This window comes from Streptomyces sp. NPDC057543 (assembly GCF_042801895.1).
Classification (GTDB): domain Bacteria; phylum Actinomycetota; class Actinomycetes; order Streptomycetales; family Streptomycetaceae; genus Streptomyces.
Genome location: NZ_JBHVFF010000186.1, coordinates 1 through 17,165 on the forward strand (window position 1 = coordinate 1; position 17,165 = coordinate 17,165).

Here is a 17,165-nt window from a genome sequence, read left to right on the forward strand (position 1 = left end):
ACGCCGCCGAACTCCTTTTACGGGAAAGCCCCGTGCCCTTGTGGCACGGGGCTTTCCTGCGTTCATGAGTTTTTGCGACCCCCGTGCATCCAGCGGCGGTGGCTGAGGGTAAAGTCAGGGGGCATCATTGGCACGTTCTTCACACAGGAGGCCCTCGGGTGGAGGTCCAGGAGACTCGGGTCCAGACGGACCGGGTACTCACCATCCCCAACATCCTCAGCATGGCTCGCCTTGTCGGGGTTCCGCTCTTCCTGTGGCTGATTCTTCGCCCCGAGTTCGGCGGGCCCAAGAGCGACGGCTGGGCACTGCTGGTGCTGATGCTCAGCGGGGTCAGCGACTACCTCGACGGTAAGCTCGCTCGCCGGTGGAACCAGATCAGCAGCCTCGGCCGGCTCCTGGACCCGGCCGCAGACCGCCTCTATATTCTTTCGACCCTTGTCGGCCTGACCTGGCGGGAGATCCTGCCACTCTGGCTCACCGCGGCACTTCTGGCCCGCGAACTGATGCTCCTCGTGATGGTGGGAATCCTGCGCCGTCATGGCTATCCGCCACCTCAGGTGAACTTCCTGGGGAAGGCCGCCACGTTCAACCTGATGTACGCGTTCCCCTTGTTGCTGCTCAGCGATGGAAGTGGTTGGCTTGCATCTCTGGCCGCTGTTTTCGGATGGGCGTTCGCAGGTTGGGGTACAACGCTCTACTGGTGGGCAGGGATCCTCTACGTGGTTCAGGTCCGCAGACTCGTCAAGGCGGATGTAGTAGCCGATTGAGCTCGTTGACGCGGTGCCGCGCAGAGTGGCCGGCCCGCCGCTGATGATTCGGATGGCGCCCCGACGGGCGAAGTCGGCCAAACCGTCGTCTGTTCAAGGAGGACGTTTCCGACATGAAGGCCGTCGTGATGGCTGGCGGCGAAGGCACTCGTCTTCGCCCCATGACCTCGAGCATGCCCAAGCCGCTTCTGCCCGTCGCCAATCGGCCGATCATGGAGCATGTGCTTCGGCTGCTCAAGCGGCACGGGCTCAATGAGACCGTCGTAACGGTCCAGTTTCTCGCCTCGTTGGTGAAGAACTACTTCGGGGACGGCGAAGAGCTCGGGATGGAGCTCAGTTACGCCAACGAGGAGAAACCGCTCGGCACTGCGGGGAGCGTAAAAAACGCTGAGGAGGCGCTGAAGGATGACACCTTCCTCGTGATTTCCGGTGATGCACTCACCGACTTCGATCTCACCGACCTCATCGCCTTCCACAAGGAAAAGGGCGGGCTGGTGACGGTGTGCCTGACCCGTGTGCCGAATCCGCTGGAGTTCGGCATCACCATCGTCGACGAGGCGGGCCAGGTCGAACGTTTCCTGGAGAAGCCCACCTGGGGTCAGGTCTTCTCGGACACCGTCAACACAGGCATCTACATCATGGAGCCCGAGGTTTTCGACTATGTCGAGGCCGACGTCTCCGTGGACTGGTCCGGTGATGTTTTCCCGCAGCTCATGAAGGAAGGCAAGCCCATCTACGGCTATGTCGCCGAGGGCTACTGGGAGGACGTCGGTACCCACGAGAGCTATGTGAAGGCCCAGGCCGACGTTCTCGAGCGCAAGGTAGACGTCGAGATCGACGGCTTCGAGATCTCGCCGGGCGTATGGGTCGCGGAAGGCGCCGAAGTGCATCCCGACGCGGTACTGCGGGGCCCCTTGTACATCGGGGACTACGCAAAAGTTGAAGCTGGCGTGGAGATTCGCGAGCACACGGTCATCGGGTCCAACGTCGTTGTCAAAAGCGGCGCTTTTCTGCATAAGGCCGTGGTGCACGACAACGTCTACATCGGTCAGCACAGCAACCTGCGCGGTTGCGTCATCGGTAAGAACACCGACGTCATGCGGGCTGCCCGCATCGAGGACGGCGCGGTCATCGGCGACGAATGTCTGGTCGGTGAGGAATCGATTGTTCAGGGCAATGTTCGGGTCTACCCGTTCAAGACGATCGAGGCCGGTGCCTTTGTCAACACCTCGGTGATCTGGGAATCACGGGGGCAGGCTCATCTCTTCGGGGCCCGTGGTGTATCCGGGATTCTGAACGTCGAGATCACGCCGGAGCTGGCGGTCCGGCTCGCCGGAGCGTACGCCACAACTCTGAAGAAGGGTTCGACGGTCACCACCGCACGTGACCACTCCCGTGGTGCCCGTGCGCTGAAGAGAGCGGTGATTTCCGCGCTTCAGGCCAGCGCCATCGACGTACGGGACCTGGAGAACGTACCAATGCCCGTCGCGCGCCAGCAGACCGCGCGCGGCAGTGCCGGCGGGATCATGATCCGTACGTCCCCCGGGGTGCCCGACTCGGTCGACATCATGTTCTTCGACGAGCGGGGCGCGGACCTCTCGCAGGCACGCCAGCGGAAGCTGGACCGGGTCTACGCACGTCAGGAGTACCGCCGGGCCTTCCCGGGGGAGATCGGGGACCTGCACTTCCCGTCCAGCGTCTTCGACTCGTACACCGGATCGCTGCTGCGGAACGTGGACATCGCAGGGATCGCCGACGCGGCTCTCAAAGTTGTCGTCGACGCCTCCAACGGCAGTGCCGGGCTCGTCCTTCCCAGCCTGCTCGGACGGCTCGGCGTGGACGCGTTGACCATCAATCCCGGCCTGGACGAATCCCGGCCCACCGAGTCCGCTGGCACCCGGCGGTCCGGACTGGTGCGGCTGGGCGAGATCGTCTCCTCGGCGCGGGCCGCTTTCGGCGTGCGATTCGACCCGGTCGGTGAGCGACTCTCCCTGGTCGACGAACGGGGCAGGATCGTGGAGGACGATCGGGCGCTCCTGGTGATGCTCGACCTCGTGGCCGCCGAGCGGCGCAGCGGGCGGGTGGCGCTGCCGGTGACCACCACGCGGGTCGCCGAGCAGGTCGCGGCGTACCACGGCACGCAGGTCGAATGGACGACGACATCGCCCGACGATCTGACGCGTGTGGGACGTGAGGAAGGCACCATCTTCGGGGGAGACGGCCGCGGCGGCTTCATCGTTCCCGAATTCAGCAGCGTCTTCGACGGCTCCGCCGCTTTCGTGAGGCTCCTCGGGCTCGTCGCCAGGACCCAGCTCACCCTCAGCCAGATCGATGCCCGTATTCCCCGTGCCCACGTCCTGCGGCGTGATCTGGCCACACCCTGGGCCGTCAAAGGCATGGTCATGCGCCGCGTCGTGGAGGCTGCCGGGGACCGCAGTGTCGACACGACTGACGGCGTGCGGGTCGTCGAGGCCGACGGGCGGTGGGTGATGGTGCTTCCGGACCCGGCCGAGGCTGTCACCCATTTGTGGGCCGAGGGCCCGGACGACGCCTCCGCGCAGGCGTTGCTGGACGAATGGGCAGCGGTCGTGGACAGCGCAGGTCACTAAGGGTTCCACTGGTGTGCCTGGAGGTACCGAGCGACGCCTCCGGGCACACGGGTGGGGCCATTCGGCGGTAGCCGTGGCGACGTGCGACGATGTGCGGCATGTCGCAGCAGCCCCCCGATCGGAGTACCGCCTCGCGCCCCGACGCGTCCATGTCGCTGCTGACCAATGTGATGGACCACAGTCTCGACGACGGGTACGCCGAGGCATCGGCACGTCGCGAGGCCGACGGGAGCGCGGGACTGCCCCGCACACTCAAGGCGAAACTCGGCCTCGCCGCCTGTCTGGTGCTCGCTGCCCTTGTTGTCACGCTCGGCGCCGCGCAGGCACGCGTCGCCGCGCCGGTCCTTGCCAAGGAGCGCGAGGAACTGATCGACCGTATCGGCGAGGAGACGGCGGCGGCGGACAGACTCGAGGCGCAGGTCGACAAGCTCCGGGACGATGTGGGCAGTCGACAGCGCAAGGCGTTGAAGAAGCACGGCGGGGACCAGGGGGAACTGGTGGCGTTGCTCGCCGGAGCGACACCGGTGGAGGGGCCCGGCGTAAAACTCGTCGTCGACGACGCCAAGGGCACCGACCAGGGCGGTGGCGGGCCGAGGGAGACCAGCGGGTTCTCCGACACCGGGCGGGTCCGAGACCGGGACCTGCAGCGGGTCGTCAACGGCCTGTGGCAATCCGGTGCGGAAGCGATCGCGATCAATGGGCAGCGCCTGACCGCCCTGTCGGCGATCCGTGCGGCCGGCGACGCCATACTGGTCGACAACAGACCGCTCGTGCCGCCGTACACGGTGCTGGCGGTGGGGGACGGGAAGCCGTTGAGCAGCGCATTCCAGGACAGTGCCGACGGCCAGTATCTGCAGGCACTCAAGGACACCTTCGACATCAGGACGAGCATGTCCGTCCAGGAGAAGGTGAGCCTCCCGGTCGCGCCGAGCCTGATCGTACGAACAGCAGAGCCTTACAAGGCCGCAGACACAGGCAGTGGTGCGGCAGAGACAGGGAAGGGCACATCGTGATCGCCGTACTGGGCCTCGTCGTGGGAGTCGTGGTCGGACTGTTGGTCCGGCCAGAGGTGCCGGCGGTGGTCGAGCCCTACCTTCCGATCGCTGTGGTGGCTGCTCTCGACGCAGTCTTCGGTGGTCTGCGGGCCATGCTCGACGGAATCTTTGTCGACAAGGTGTTCGTCGTGTCGTTCCTGTCGAATGTTGTGGTGGCCGCACTGATCGTGTTCCTGGGCGACAAACTGGGCGTCGGCGCGCAGCTCTCCACCGGTGTGGTGGTCGTGCTCGGGATCCGGATCTTCTCCAACGCCGCGGCCATCCGCCGGCACGTCTTCCGGGCCTGAGGCCGATGAGCAACGAAGAACTTTCCAGCGGCAAGGAGCACCCCGGCGAGCAGCCGGCCGACGCTGCCAAGGAACTCACCGGGCGTCAGCGGCTCATCGCCGGGCTGTGGCCGCCGCGGGTGACACGGGCCCAACTCATCGTCGCGCTGCTGCTCTTCGTCCTCGGTCTTGGGCTGGCCATTCAGGTCCGTTCGAACAGCGACAACAGCGCACTGAGAGGTGCCCGCCAGGAGGACCTCGTCCGCATTCTCGACGAGCTGGACGACCGTACACAGCGTCTGGAGGACGAGAAGCAGCGTCTCGACGCTCAGCGCACGGAGCTGGAGAACAGCTCCGACCAGGCCGAGGAGGCGCGCAAGCAGACGGTGGAGAAGGAACGGCAACTCGGCGTTCTCGCGGGCACTGTGGCCGCGCACGGGCCCGGGATCACCCTCACCGTCAACGACCCGGGAAACGGAGTCAAGGCGGACATGCTGCTCGACGCGCTCCAGGAGTTGCGTGCGGCGGGCGCCGAGGCGATCGAGGTCAACGGCGTCAGAGTGGTGGCCAATACCTACTTTTCCGGTGACGGCGGCAAGGTCAAGGTTGACGGCCGTAAGATCACCGCGCCGTATGTGTTCAAGGTGATCGGCAAGCCCCAGGACCTGGAGCCGGCGCTGAACATCCCCGGCGGTGTGGTGCAGACATTGGAGAAGGAGCAGGCCACCGTGCATGTTGAGCAGGCCGACGACATCGTCGTGGATGTCTTGCGACCGGCAAAGCGGCCTGACTACGCTCGGTCGTCGTCCCCGTGAGGCCGCGGCACCGAGGGGGCGAAGGATACGGCCAGGCGGTTGCGGGGGGTCGCCGCTTCGTAATGGTGGTGCGTGGTGGAAACTGTCGAGTGGATACGGACGTTGTGAAGATGTCCGGGTCGGCAGGTGTGTTCATTCAGGGTTCGTCCTGCCCCACGGGCGGGTCTATTTCGGTCAAGGGGAATCGCCCGTGAAGTTGTTTGGGAAGTTGTTCGGCAAGAGCGCTCGCGATGAGGCTGCCCGCCATCGCGCACCGCGCCATGGCCAGGCAGATGAGCAGGGCTCGGAGCGCCCGCTCTTCCGCGATCAGGTGTCGGGTTCGGGCAGTGACAATTCGGGCGCTTCCGGCGCGTCGTCTGTTGACCCTGCCGGTGCCGGCCGCATAGGTTTCGGAGAACCGTCAACCTCAGGTACGGGTGGAGGGTTTACTCCGAGGCAGGAGGGTTCGTCCATGCCGGTCTGTACGAGGTGCGGACACCGCAACGCCGAGGCCAGTCGTTTCTGCTCCAACTGCGGTGCGCCGCTGAGGGGCGGAATTCCCGAGCGTGCCTCGGAGACGACCTCGACCATTTCCATCTCAGGTCTCGAGGCGTACGAGGCGGAGGCCACCGGGCAGACGCCCGTGCCGTCCCTCTCGCCCGAGGCGCAGGCCGCCGTCGACGCCCTTCCGCTCGGGTCGGCGCTGCTCGTGGTGCGGCGCGGTCCGAACTCCGGCAGTCGCTTCCTGCTGGACAGCGAGCTGACCACGGCCGGCCGCCACCCGCAGAGCGACATCTTCCTCGATGACGTGACGGTGTCGAGGCGGCACGTGGAGTTCCGCAGGAGCCCCGACGGAAGCTTCACGGTCGGGGATGTGGGCAGCCTCAACGGCACCTACGTCAACCGCGAGCGCATCGACTCCGTCGCCCTGTCCAACGGCGACGAAGTGCAGATCGGCAAGTACCGGCTGGTCTTCTACGCGAGCCAGCGGGGCATCTGACCCGTCAGGGAAGGTCCATGCTGAGAACACCGACGGGCGGTGCCGGTCACGGCACCGCCACCGCCGACGACCGCCCGATGAGCATCGGCACGGTGCTCCTGCAGTTGCGGGACGAGTTTCCCGAAGTGACGATCTCCAAGATTCGCTTCCTGGAGGCCGAAGGGCTCGTCGAGCCGCAGCGGACCCCCTCCGGATACCGCAAGTTCCGGGCGGCCGACGTGGAGCGGCTCGCGCGAGTGCTGCGTATGCAGCGGGATCACTACCTCCCGCTGAAGGTCATCCGCGAGCATCTGGACGCCCTCGCCCGCGGCGAGCAGCCCGCCCTGCCCTCCGGGGGCGGCCCCAGAGACCTGACCGACGGCGGCTGGGGTGCGGAGCCCGGGAGGGCGACCGCGGCCCGGATCGGCCGTGCCGAGCTGCTCGCGGCGACCGAGGTCACCGAGAGTGACCTGGACGAGTGGGAGTCGTACGGCCTGGTCGCTCCGAGCGGCGAGGGCGGCTACGACGCCGAGATGGTTACGGTGGCCAGGCTTGTGGCGGATCTGGGCCGGTTCGGTCTGGAACCGCGTCACCTCCGTGCCATCCGGGCAGCCGCCGACCGCGAGGCGGGACTCATCGAGCAGGTGGTCGCGCCCCTACGGCGGCACCGGAATCCGCAGACCAGAGCGCATGCCGAGGCCACCGCGAGGGAGCTCGCCGAGCTGTCCGTACGGCTTCATTCGGCCCTTGTGCAGACCGCTCTGAAGGTCCGGTTCCACTGATCTCGTCGGTGCCCGACTACCCAAACCTGCCGAGCACGTCCTAGGGTTGCTGTGTGAACGAGCTCGACGTTGTGGGTGTCCGGGTGGAAATGCCCTCGAACCAACCGATCGTGCTCCTGCGTGAAGTGGGAGGCGATCGGTACCTCCCCATTTGGATCGGTCCTGGTGAGGCGACCGCGATCGCCTTTGCCCAGCAGGGCATGGCGCCGGCCAGGCCGCTGACCCATGATCTCTTCAAGGATGTGCTCGAGGCCGTCGGCCAGGAGCTCACCGAGGTCCGCATCACGGACCTGCGTGAAGGGGTCTTCTACGCGGAGCTGGTCTTCGCCAGCGGGGTCGAGGTGAGCGCGCGGCCGTCCGACGCCATAGCGCTCGCGCTGCGCACCGGAACGCCGATCTACGGCAGCGACGGGGTGCTCGACGACGCAGGCATCGCCATCCCCGACGAACAGGAGGACGAGGTGGAGAAGTTCCGCGAGTTCCTCGATCAGATTTCACCGGAGGACTTCGGCACCAACAGTCAGTGACCGTTCTACGGGGTCGCCGTCAGCGCATTCGACAAGCCTTTCCCGCTCACGAGTCACGGGAAACCACCCTCAGGGTGATTATCACTCGGCGTGCCGAGTGTGGCGATCGTTGACGCACCCCGAGTGACTGCCTACCTTCGAGATGGCAGGTCAAGGACGGAGGTCGGCGTGAGAAGCAGCGGCGACGGTACGGCAGCGGGTGGGCCGTATCCGCAGCAGGGGAGTACAGCCGACCACACCATCAGGCAACCGGTTCAACCGGCGGCGGTGGCGGGGGGCGGCGTGGCATCGGCCAACGACATCGGCTATCGGGGGCCGACAGCGTGTGCGGCTGCGGGGATCACCTATCGGCAGCTCGACTACTGGGCGCGCACGGGGCTGGTCGAGCCGAGTGTCCGGCCGGCATACGGCTCGGGCACACAGCGGCTCTACAGCTTCCGGGACGTCGTCCTGCTGAAGATCGTCAAGCGTTTCCTGGACACGGGCGTCGCCCTGCAGAACATCCGCACCACGGTTCAGCATCTGCGGGCCCGCGGGTTCCAGGATCTGGAGCGGATGACGCTGATGAGTGACGGGGCGACGGTCTACGAGTGCTCCTCGCCCGACGAGGTCGTCGACCTGCTCCAGGGCGGCCAGGGTGTCTTCGGCATTGCCGTGGGCGTGGTGTGGCAGGACGTCGACGTCGCGCTGTCGCAGTTGCACGGAGAACGCGTGGACACCGGCGAGACACTGGTCGGGAACAACCCCACCGATGAGCTCGCGCGGCGGCGCAACCGCGCCGGCTGACCGGAGTGAGGAATCGGGCGCGGCGATTGTCAGTGCCATGGGGCAGCATCGATTGATGTGAGAGCCGCGCCCACCATCCTGCATCTCGACATGGATGCCTTCTACGCCTCCGCCGAGCAGGCGGCGAAGCCCAGCCTGCGCGGAAAACCGGTCGTGGTCGGTGGGCTGGGGCCACGCGGAGTCGTCGCCACCGCGTCGTACGAGGCGCGGCGTTTCGGGGTTCATTCGGCGATGCCCATGGCGCAGGCCCGGCGGCTGGCCCCCAACGCGGCCTATCTGGTGCCCCGCTTCCTGCTCTACCGGACGGTCAGCGACCAAGTGATGGAGTTGCTGGGGCGGCTCTCCCCGCTGGTCGAACCACTCAGCCTGGACGAGGCCTTCGTGGACCTGGAAGCCGGTGGGGCGGCCGATGACACGGCTTCGGCGCTGGAGATCGGCGGGCAGTTGCGTACGGTCATCAAGGCGGTCACCGGGCTGACCGGCTCGGTCGGGCTCGCCGGCTCCAAGATGCTGGCCAAGATCGCTTCGGAGCAGGCCAAACCGGACGGGCTGGTGCTCATCGAGCCGGGCACGGAGCGGGAGCTGCTCGCACCGATGCCGGTACGGATCCTCCCGGGCGTCGGGCCCGCGACGGCGGACCATCTGCGCCGCGCAGGGATGACGACCGTCAACGACCTGGTCGAGGCAGGTGAGGCGGAGCTCGTACGCCTGCTGGGAAAGGCGCACGGCGGCTCGCTCCACCGGATGGCATTCGGGTACGACGACCGGCCCGTCGTCGCGGAGCGGGACGCCAAATCGGTGTCGGTCGAGGACACCTTCGACGCGGACCTGCACGATCGGGTGCGGGTCAGGACGGAGGTCGAGCGGCTGGCCGGCCGATGTGTCCAACGGCTACGGGGCACGGGGCGGTCCGGGCGGACGGTGGTGCTGAAGGTGCGCCGGTACGACTTTTCCACGCTCACGAGGTCCGAGACGCTCCGTGGGCCCACGGACGACCCCACGGTGGTCCGTGAGGCTGCCGCGCGGCTCCTGGAGGCCGTGGACACCACGGGAGGCGTTCGGCTCCTGGGGGTGGGCGTCACGGGGCTTGCCGACTACACGCAGGAGGACCTCTTCGCGCAGGCCGCCGGCGAGCGGGCCGCGACCGGGGAAGCGGCCGAGGAGGAAGCGGGTGACGAGGGGGACGAGCCCGTCGGCAGTGCGGGGGAGGAGACCCCCGAGACCTCCGAACAGCTCGCCGCCCGGCGCTGGCCCGCCGGACACGACGTGCGCCATGACGTCTACGGCCATGGCTGGGTGCAGGGCAGCGGTGTCGGCCGGGTCACGGTGCGGTTCGAGGAACCGGAGTCCGCGCCCGGCCGGGTGCGTACCTTCCGGATCGACGACCCGCAGCTGCAACCGGCCGATCCGCTGCCGCTGGTGCGGAACCCTGCGGACTACTCGTCCTGGCCGGCCAGTCTGCCGAAGTCCCTGTCCGGGCCGGTCTCCTCGGGCGGGGAGTCCAGACCGTAGTGCCGGTAGAGCTGGAGCTCTTGTTCCGGTGAGAGATGGCGACCGACGCCGAAGTCGGGTGCGTCCTTGATCAGCGCCCGGTCGAAGGGGACGCGAAGCGAATCCTCAACGAACTCGCTGGGTTCCAGCGGGACGAACGCGTCCCGGCTGAAGAGTCCGGTACGTACGGCTGCCCACTCGGGAACACCGGTCGCGTCGTCGAGGTACACCTCGTCCACGGTTCCGATCTTGGTGCCCTTGCGGTCGAACGCCTTGCGGCCGATCAGGCTGCGCGGATCGATGTCGGTCTGCACGGTCCCTCCCGCTGGTCGCGGCTACTCCACAAGCACTACAAAAGTGCAGATCCGGGGGGTTGGCCACTCGAGAATTCCACCACGAACCCCGCTGGTAGGCTGGTGATGGCTGCTGACCCCGTGCGGGAGAGTCCTCCGGAGCGACTCCGGAGGCGCCGAAGGAGCAAATCCTCCCCGGAATCTCTCAGGCCCCCGTACCGCACGGACGAGGTCACTCTGGAAAGCAGGGCGGGTTCCGTGCGGCCGAGCGCCGTCGGTTCCCTTCCTCACCGACGGTGAAAGCCGGTACGCCACAAGGCGTGCCGGTGAAGCTCTCAGGTTGAGATGACAGAGGGGGAGGCCGTCCGGGCACCCGCGCCGTGGTGCCCCTCGCAGGTCGTGACAGACCAGGAGGCCTCCACCATGACCCCCCGTCGCACTCCGCTCTCCCAGCTGGAGCAGGGTATTCCGTTCGAACAGCGCCACATCGGGCCCGATGACGAGGCGCAGTCGAAGATGCTCGCCCAGGTCGGTTACGGCTCGCTGGACGAGCTGACCGCGGCCGCGGTACCCGATGTCATCAAGAGCGCGGAGGCACTCCGGTTGCCGGCCGCCCGCACCGAGGCCGAGGTCCTCGCCGAGCTGCGCGCCCTGGCCGACCGCAACCAGGTGCTGGCACCGATGATCGGGCTCGGCTACTACGGCACCTTCACCCCGCCGGTGATCCTGCGCAACGTCATGGAGAACCCCGCCTGGTACACGGCCTACACGCCCTACCAGCCGGAGATCTCGCAGGGCCGCCTGGAGGCGCTCCTCAACTTCCAGACGATGGTCGCCGAGCTGACCGGGCTGCCCACCTCCGGCGCCTCGCTGCTCGACGAGGGCACCGCGGCCGCCGAGGCCATGGCGCTCTCGCGGCGCGTCGGCAAGGTCAAGAACGGCGTCTTCCTGGTCGACGCCGACGCCCTGCCGCAGACGATCGCCGTCATCGAGACCCGCGCCGAGCCCTCCGGTGTCGAGGTCGTCGTCGCCGACCTCTCCGACGGTATCCCGGCAGAGATTGCCGAGCGCGGCGTCTTCGGTGTGCTGGTGCAGTACCCGGGCGCCTCCGGAGCGGTGCGGAACATCCAGCCGTTGATCGAGCAGGCCCACGAACGGGGTGCGATCGTCACGGTCGCCGCCGACCTGCTGGCCCTGACCCTGCTCACCTCACCGGGCGACCTGGGCGCGGACATCGCGGTCGGCACCACGCAGCGTTTCGGTGTGCCGATGGGCTTCGGCGGACCGCACGCCGGCTTCATGGCCGTACGCGAGAAGTTCGCCCGCAGCCTGCCCGGCCGCCTCGTCGGCGTCTCCGTCGACGCGGACGGCAACAAGGCCTACCGGCTGGCGCTGCAGACCCGCGAGCAGCACATCCGCCGCGAGAAGGCCACCAGCAACATCTGCACGGCTCAGGTGCTGCTCGCCGTCATGGCCGGGATGTACGCCGTATACCACGGTCCGGACGGGCTGCGGACGATCGCCCTTCGCACCCACCGCTACGCGACGATCCTGGCCGAGGGCCTGCGTGCCAGTGGCGTCGACGTCGTGACCGGCTCCTACTTCGACACCCTCACCGTGCGCGTTCCCGGAAAGGCCGCTGAAGTCGTGGCCGAGGCCCGCGAGCGCGGTGTCAACCTGCGGCCCGTCGACACGGACCTCGTCTCCGTCGCCTGTGACGAGACCACCACCCGTACGCAGATTGCCGCGGTCTGGGCCGCGTTCGGCGCCGACGGGGACATCGAGGCGCTGGACGCCGCAGCTGCCGACGCGCTGCCCGAGGGCCTGCTGCGCACCGACGAGATTCTCACCCACCCGGTCTTCCACCAGCACCGTTCCGAGACGGCGATGCTGCGCTACCTGCGCAAGCTCGCCGACCGGGACTACGCCCTGGACCGCGGCATGATCCCGCTCGGCTCCTGCACCATGAAGCTGAACGCGACCACCGAGATGGAGCCGATCACCTGGCCCGAGTTCGGCGCGCTGCACCCCTTTGCGCCGGCCGAGCAGGCGTCGGGCTTCCTCACCCTCATCCGTGAGCTGGAGGAGCGCCTCGCGGAGGTCACCGGCTACGACGCCGTCTCGATCCAGCCGAACGCCGGCTCGCAGGGCGAGTTCGCCGGCCTCCTGGCCGTACGGGCGTACCACCGGGCCAACGGCGACGACCAGCGGATCGTCTGCCTCATCCCGTCCTCCGCGCACGGCACCAACGCCGCCAGCGCCGTGATGGCCGGCATGAAGGTCGTCGTGGTGAAGACCGCCGACGACGGTGAGGTCGACATCGAGGACCTCCGCGCCAAGATCGAGACGCACCGTGACGAGCTCGCCGTGCTCATGATCACGTACCCGTCGACGCACGGTGTGTTCGAGGAGCACGTCGCGGACATCTGCGCCGAGGTGCACGACGCCGGCGGTCAGGTGTACGTCGACGGCGCCAACCTCAACGCGCTGGTCGGCCTCGCCAAGCCGGGCCGGTTCGGCGGCGACGTCTCGCACCTGAACCTGCACAAGACCTTCTGCATCCCGCACGGCGGCGGCGGCCCCGGCGTCGGCCCGGTCGGCGTGCGCGCGCACCTCGCGCCGTACCTGCCGAACCACCCGCTCCAGCCCGCAGCGGGCCCGGAGACCGGTGTCGGTCCGATCTCGGCCGCTCCGTGGGGTTCGGCCGGCATTCTCCCCATTTCCTGGGCGTACGTACGGCTGATGGGCGGTGAAGGCCTGAAGCGGGCGACGCAGGTCGCCGTACTCGCCGCCAACTACATCGCCAAGCGCCTCGAACCGCACTACCCGATCCTGTACAACGGCCCGGCAGGGCTGGTCGCACACGAGTGCATCGTGGATCTGCGGCCCATCTCCAAGGCCACCGGCGTCACCGTCGACGACATCGCCAAGCGCCTGATCGACTACGGTTTCCACTCGCCGACCATGTCGTTCCCGGTCGCCGGGACGCTGATGATCGAGCCGACCGAGAGCGAGAACCTCGCGGAGCTCGACCGCTTCTGCGACACGATGATCGCCATTCGCGGCGAGGTCGAGAAGGTGGCCTCCGGGGAGTGGAGCGCGGACGACAACCCGCTGAGCAACGCTCCGCACACCGCGGCGATGCTGGGCGGGGAGTGGAAGCACGGCTACAGCCGTGAGGTGGCGGTCTTCCCGGCCGGTGTCTCGGCCGCCGACAAGTACTGGCCGCCGGTGCGCCGGATCGATGGCGCCTTCGGCGACCGTAACCTCGTCTGCTCCTGCCCTCCGCTGGACGAATACGACAACTGAGGCGTGAGCGGCAGGGCGTGACGCGGGCATGCGTCGGGGCCGGTGCGGAGTTCTCTCCGGGCCGGCCCCACTTCGTACCGGCCGGGGTCAGGCGGCCTTCATCACCCGGCCGGTCACCAGGGGCCGGTGCGGGGCGATGATCTGCCCGTCCGGGAGCAGCTCACCGGTGTCCTCGAAGAGCAGGACGCCGTTGCACAGCAGGCTCCAGCCCTGTTCCGGGTGGTGTGCCGTCAGACGGGCGGCTTCCCGGTCGGCTGAGTCGGCGGTCGGACATGGTGGCTGGTGCTGGCACATGGCTGGGTTCTTTCGCTGCGTTGTAGTGAATGTCCTGCGGCTTGACGAGGTGTTCATGGCCGCCCCCCCGTATCGATCGGTCCGGTCCCAGTGTTGCCCCACGGGCGTCAATCCGCAGGGATTTCGCAGCAGCACTTCTCCTTACTCCGAGGACGCGTCACCCGGCCGGACGGTTCACCGCGACTGCACTGTCACTTCGGGTGGTTCGGGGTGGCCGGACCGGGCTAGTCCGGATGGGCCGGATGTGCGCCGCGCAGCGCTGTGCCCCACTACCGGAGACGGTGGCGGGGCACAGCGCTGTGGTGTGAGGTGCGGCCGCTGTCAGGCCGGCGATCCGAGCAGGGGGCCGGGGCCCGGGGTGATGCGCAGCGTCATCACGCGGAGCAGATCGGCGACCCGGTGCGGGCGGTGGGCCGCGATTCCCGGCGGGGCGGGAGCCAGCGGTACCAGGAGATCAGCGGGGGCGAGTGCGCCACCGGCCGCGTCTGCATCGGCGTCGCCGTGCAGCCACAGCGCCAGCATGTAGAGCTCAGGAATGGACAGCAGCCGTGGCTGGTAATGCGGTGTCACCGTCTCGGCCTGGCGCAGGGCGAGTTCGGTCGAGGCGATGTACGGGCCCTCGAAGAAGTGCGAGAAGGTCCAGCCGTCCGGAGTGAGCATGGTGTCCGCCGCGGCGACCGCCTGCTCCGAGCTGCGGATCACGAACCGCCACGCGGCGAGCCGGGTGCTGGGCGCGAGCCCGCTCGGACCGATCCGCTCCAGTACATGGACGGGGAGCGGGAGTTCGGGGCTCAGTGGCCCCTGGGTGGATCGGAGAGCCGGTGTGCGGGCCTCGCGGACTGCGGTGGGTGAACCGAGTGCCGCGAGAACGCTGCGGAGAGCGGGCGCGGGGGCCGGGGGAACAAGCAGCGGCATAGTGGGTCGCCTCTCACTTCGGAGACACGGTGATGCGTGGGCGGGTGCAGACGGCGCTGTCGGCGGGCGGGGCCAGAGGGGGCCGGTGACTGGGCCGGTGCGTCAACTCTCTGCCTCGTCCGCGAAGTTTATACGACACGTGTTCAAGCAGTGATTCCACTAGCCGTCGCAGGTATTGCCGACAAGGCGGTATCAAGACTTTATTATGCGGAGATTACGCTGATTCGTCGTCGGCGGCGCAGTCACCGCCAGGGATTTTTCCCTCGACGCGGTCGGCCGAAACGTGTCGGTGTTTTCGTCGCACGCCCGGCGATGGAAACTGCGAACTGCGCCATGCCGACGGAATGTGCCCCGGAGGACCGCCCTCAGATTACTCGGTGCGCGGCGATCGCGGGGCGTTATGGATCACCCGACCTGGGCATTATCGACCGTGACGCGAGCGGCCTGGGCCGCGGGCCGCCCACTCGAGGGAGGGACGCTTCGATGGGGGAGAAGGTCGTGGCGGGCGCCTTTGATCTGTCCGATCCGCACAGGTACCGGAGGAAGCTCCACCAGTGCCTGGAGGGACTGGAGAGGCTCCTGGCGGAGCGGAGGTTCGACCGCCCCCGCAACCTCATGGGCATGGAGATCGAACTGAATCTGGCGGGCGCCGACGGTCTGCCGAAGATGATGAATGGGGAGGTGCTCCCGCGCATCGCGAGCCGTGATTTCCAGACCGAACTCGGGATGTTCAATCTGGAAGTGAACATAGTCCCGCACCACCTGGACGGACGCGTTTTCGATCAGCTGGCCGAAGAGCTCAGGACCGGCCTCGGATATGCTCACCGGAAGGCAGGCGAGGTCGATGCCGGGATCATGATGATCGGAATTCTGCCCACCCTTGGGCATGCGGACGTCGCTGCGGCGAACCTCTCGGACGCGGACCGCTACACACTGCTGAACGATCAAATGGTGGCTGCGCGGGGAGAGGATTTCTCCCTCGATATACACGGCGTGGAGCGATTGGTCTGCACCTCCTCCTCGATCACCCCCGAGGCCGCCTGCACGTCGGTTCAGCTGCATCTGCAGGTGACGCCGGGGCGCTTCGCGGCTGTATGGAACGCGGCGCAGGCCGTCGCCGGGGTCCAGATCGCCCTCGGCGCCAACTCCCCCTTCCTGTTCGGCAGGGAGCTGTGGCGGGAGTCGCGGCCGCCGCTCTTCCAGCAGGCCACGGACACCAGACCGCCCGAACTCCGGAACCAGGGGGTGCGGCCCAGGACCTGGTTCGGCGAGCGGTGGATCGGCTCGGCGTACGAGCTCTTCGAGGAGAACCTGCGCTACTTCCCCCCACTTCTGCCGATCTGCGACGAGGAGGAACCGCTGCGGGTGCTCGACGGGGGCGGGGCGCCGCAGTTGCAGGAGCTGGTGCTCCACAACGGCACGGTCTACCGCTGGAACCGGCCCGTGTACGGCCTGGCCGACGGCGTACCCCATCTGCGGGTGGAGAACCGGGTCCTGCCCGCCGGCCCCACCATCACCGATGTGATAGCCAATGCCGCGCTCTACTACGGGCTCGTGCGGGCGCTCGCCGAGGAGTCCCGTCCGGTGTGGACCAGGCTGCCGTTCGCAGCGGCGGCCGAGAATTTTGACGCCGCGTGCCGGCACGGCATCGACGCGGAGCTGATCTGGCCGCGTCCGGGCCGGTCGGGCGGCCTGACACGGGTGCCGGCTGTCGAGCTCGTACGGGACGAACTGCTGCCGCTGGCTGCCGCGGGGCTCGATGCCTGGAACATCGAGCCCGCGGACCGGGACCGCTATCTCGGGGTCATCGAGGAGCGCTGCAGGCTACGGGTGAACGGGGCGTCCTGGCAGGTGGACACCTACCACCGGACTCGGGAGACCGGGCTCGAACGGCATGCCGCACTGGCCGCGACCACCCGCCGGTACGCCGAACTGATGCACAGCGGCGAGCCCGTGCACAGCTGGCCGACGGGTGTCCCTGCGCCGTGATCCCGTCGTGCGGGCGCCGTCGTGACGGGCAGTCGTTGTGGCGGGCGTCGGCGGGCCGCCGTCGCTCCCGGCATACGTCGTCCGCCGTTGTTCCCGTCCGCGCGGAGGGCTACTCCTGGGCGGCGTGGCTGCTCTGCCCAGCCGTCATGACGGCCTGCAGAATCACGGCTTGGATATCCGCAGGGTCGGTGACCTGGTAGCCCCCGCCGCCGGTCACCTTCGCTATCTCGTTCACCTCGTCGCGGGGGGGGGGGGGGCCCGCCCCCCAGGGGAGGGGGGCGGGCGGGCGCGCCCGGGGGGCGGAACGCG

General features: G+C 68.1%; 15 protein-coding genes, 1 pseudogene and 1 riboswitch. Of the genes and pseudogenes, 12 read left to right on the plus strand and 4 right to left on the minus strand.

What is annotated here, in order from left to right; translation table 11 throughout:
- Positions 1-158: 158 nt before the first annotated feature.
- The 10 genes from ACFU8Q_RS26950 to ACFU8Q_RS26995 all read left to right on the plus strand — a co-directional run bounded on the left by ACFU8Q_RS26950 (position 159) and on the right by ACFU8Q_RS26995 (position 10,077).
- A complete protein-coding gene (locus tag ACFU8Q_RS26950) occupies positions 159-767 on the plus strand; it encodes a CDP-alcohol phosphatidyltransferase family protein (RefSeq protein WP_384458298.1) in 609 nt (202 codons plus the stop codon).
- Between the two features lie 113 nt (positions 768-880).
- Complete coding sequence (locus tag ACFU8Q_RS26955) at positions 881-3,376, plus strand: sugar phosphate nucleotidyltransferase (RefSeq protein ID WP_384458300.1); 2,496 nt, start codon at positions 881-883, stop codon at positions 3,374-3,376.
- A 98-nt stretch (positions 3,377-3,474) separates the two neighbouring features.
- Positions 3,475-4,389: a DUF881 domain-containing protein gene (locus ACFU8Q_RS26960; RefSeq protein WP_384458302.1), complete on the plus strand. Its 915-nt coding sequence runs from the start codon at positions 3,475-3,477 to the stop codon at positions 4,387-4,389.
- A complete protein-coding gene (locus ACFU8Q_RS26965; protein ID WP_003970459.1) occupies positions 4,386-4,718 on the plus strand; it encodes a small basic family protein in 333 nt (110 codons plus the stop codon). The genes ACFU8Q_RS26960 and ACFU8Q_RS26965 overlap by 4 nt, the downstream gene beginning before the upstream one ends.
- Positions 4,719-4,723: 5 nt before the next feature.
- Positions 4,724-5,512: a DUF881 domain-containing protein gene (locus tag ACFU8Q_RS26970; protein ID WP_384458304.1), complete on the plus strand. Its 789-nt coding sequence runs from the start codon at positions 4,724-4,726 to the stop codon at positions 5,510-5,512.
- 190 nt (positions 5,513-5,702) lie between these two features.
- Entirely contained in the window at positions 5,703-6,491 is a 789-nt protein-coding gene (locus ACFU8Q_RS26975; protein WP_384458306.1) for an FHA domain-containing protein, read from the plus strand.
- 17 nt (positions 6,492-6,508) lie between these two features.
- Complete coding sequence (locus ACFU8Q_RS26980; RefSeq protein ID WP_384458308.1) at positions 6,509-7,252, plus strand: MerR family transcriptional regulator; 744 nt, start codon at positions 6,509-6,511, stop codon at positions 7,250-7,252.
- Positions 7,253-7,305: 53 nt separating this feature from the next.
- Positions 7,306-7,779, plus strand: coding sequence for a bifunctional nuclease family protein (locus ACFU8Q_RS26985; RefSeq protein ID WP_006123076.1), 474 nt, complete (start codon positions 7,306-7,308; stop codon positions 7,777-7,779).
- Between the two features lie 168 nt (positions 7,780-7,947).
- Positions 7,948-8,565 carry a MerR family transcriptional regulator gene (locus ACFU8Q_RS26990; protein WP_384458310.1) on the plus strand — a complete coding sequence of 206 codons (618 nt, stop codon included), beginning with the start codon at positions 7,948-7,950 and terminating at the stop codon, positions 8,563-8,565.
- 57 nt (positions 8,566-8,622) lie between these two features.
- On the plus strand, positions 8,623-10,077 hold the full coding sequence (locus ACFU8Q_RS26995; protein ID WP_384458312.1) for a DNA polymerase IV: 1,455 nt from the start codon (positions 8,623-8,625) through the stop codon (positions 10,075-10,077).
- Here the strand turns inward: ACFU8Q_RS26995 and ACFU8Q_RS27000 are convergent.
- Positions 10,002-10,370 carry a PRC-barrel domain-containing protein gene (locus ACFU8Q_RS27000; RefSeq protein ID WP_327276384.1) on the minus strand — a complete coding sequence of 123 codons (369 nt, stop codon included), beginning with the start codon at positions 10,368-10,370 and terminating at the stop codon, positions 10,002-10,004. The genes ACFU8Q_RS26995 and ACFU8Q_RS27000 overlap by 76 nt on opposite strands.
- A 113-nt stretch (positions 10,371-10,483) precedes the next feature.
- A riboswitch (glycine riboswitch) is annotated at positions 10,484-10,580 on the plus strand.
- Between the two features lie 192 nt (positions 10,581-10,772).
- Here ACFU8Q_RS27000 and gcvP point away from each other — a divergent pair.
- On the plus strand, positions 10,773-13,658 hold the full coding sequence (gene gcvP / locus ACFU8Q_RS27005; RefSeq protein WP_384458314.1) for an aminomethyl-transferring glycine dehydrogenase: 2,886 nt from the start codon (positions 10,773-10,775) through the stop codon (positions 13,656-13,658).
- 87 nt (positions 13,659-13,745) lie between these two features.
- Here gcvP and ACFU8Q_RS27010 read toward each other — a convergent pair whose 3' ends face one another.
- Positions 13,746-13,952 (minus strand): DUF5999 family protein, encoded by a 207-nt coding sequence (locus tag ACFU8Q_RS27010; RefSeq protein ID WP_384458316.1) that lies wholly within the window; start codon positions 13,950-13,952, stop codon positions 13,746-13,748.
- Between the two features lie 321 nt (positions 13,953-14,273).
- Entirely contained in the window at positions 14,274-14,867 is a 594-nt protein-coding gene (locus tag ACFU8Q_RS27015) for a hypothetical protein (RefSeq protein ID WP_384458318.1), read from the minus strand.
- Positions 14,868-15,350: 483 nt separating this feature from the next.
- Between ACFU8Q_RS27015 and ACFU8Q_RS27020 the strand changes: the two genes are divergently transcribed.
- The gene (locus tag ACFU8Q_RS27020) at positions 15,351-16,856 is read left to right on the plus strand and encodes a glutamate-cysteine ligase family protein (RefSeq protein ID WP_384458320.1); all 1,506 of its coding nucleotides are present in this window, start codon (positions 15,351-15,353) and stop codon (positions 16,854-16,856) included.
- 109 nt (positions 16,857-16,965) lie between these two features.
- On the opposite strand, the pseudogene ACFU8Q_RS27025 reads toward ACFU8Q_RS27020, so the two are convergent.
- Positions 16,966-17,165 (minus strand): annotated as a pseudogene (locus ACFU8Q_RS27025) (hypothetical protein); the annotation flags it as partial.

Bases quoted from the DNA above. Each gene is read 5' to 3' on its own strand.
- ACFU8Q_RS26970 (WP_384458304.1), top strand. From the start codon at position 4,724: ATGAGCAACGAAGAACTTTCCAGCGGCAAGGAGCACCCCGGCGAGCAG.
- gcvP (WP_384458314.1), top strand. From the start codon at position 10,773: ATGACCCCCCGTCGCACTCCGCTCTCCCAGCTGGAGCAGGGTATTCCG.
- ACFU8Q_RS27015 (WP_384458318.1), bottom strand. From the start codon at position 14,867: ATGCCGCTGCTTGTTCCCCCGGCCCCCGCGCCCGCTCTCCGCAGCGTT.
- ACFU8Q_RS26980 (WP_384458308.1), top strand. From the start codon at position 6,509: ATGCTGAGAACACCGACGGGCGGTGCCGGTCACGGCACCGCCACCGCC.
- ACFU8Q_RS26955 (WP_384458300.1), top strand. From the start codon at position 881: ATGAAGGCCGTCGTGATGGCTGGCGGCGAAGGCACTCGTCTTCGCCCC.
- ACFU8Q_RS27020 (WP_384458320.1), top strand. From the start codon at position 15,351: ATGGGGGAGAAGGTCGTGGCGGGCGCCTTTGATCTGTCCGATCCGCAC.
- ACFU8Q_RS26960 (WP_384458302.1), top strand. From the start codon at position 3,475: ATGTCGCAGCAGCCCCCCGATCGGAGTACCGCCTCGCGCCCCGACGCG.
- ACFU8Q_RS27010 (WP_384458316.1), bottom strand. From the start codon at position 13,952: ATGTGCCAGCACCAGCCACCATGTCCGACCGCCGACTCAGCCGACCGG.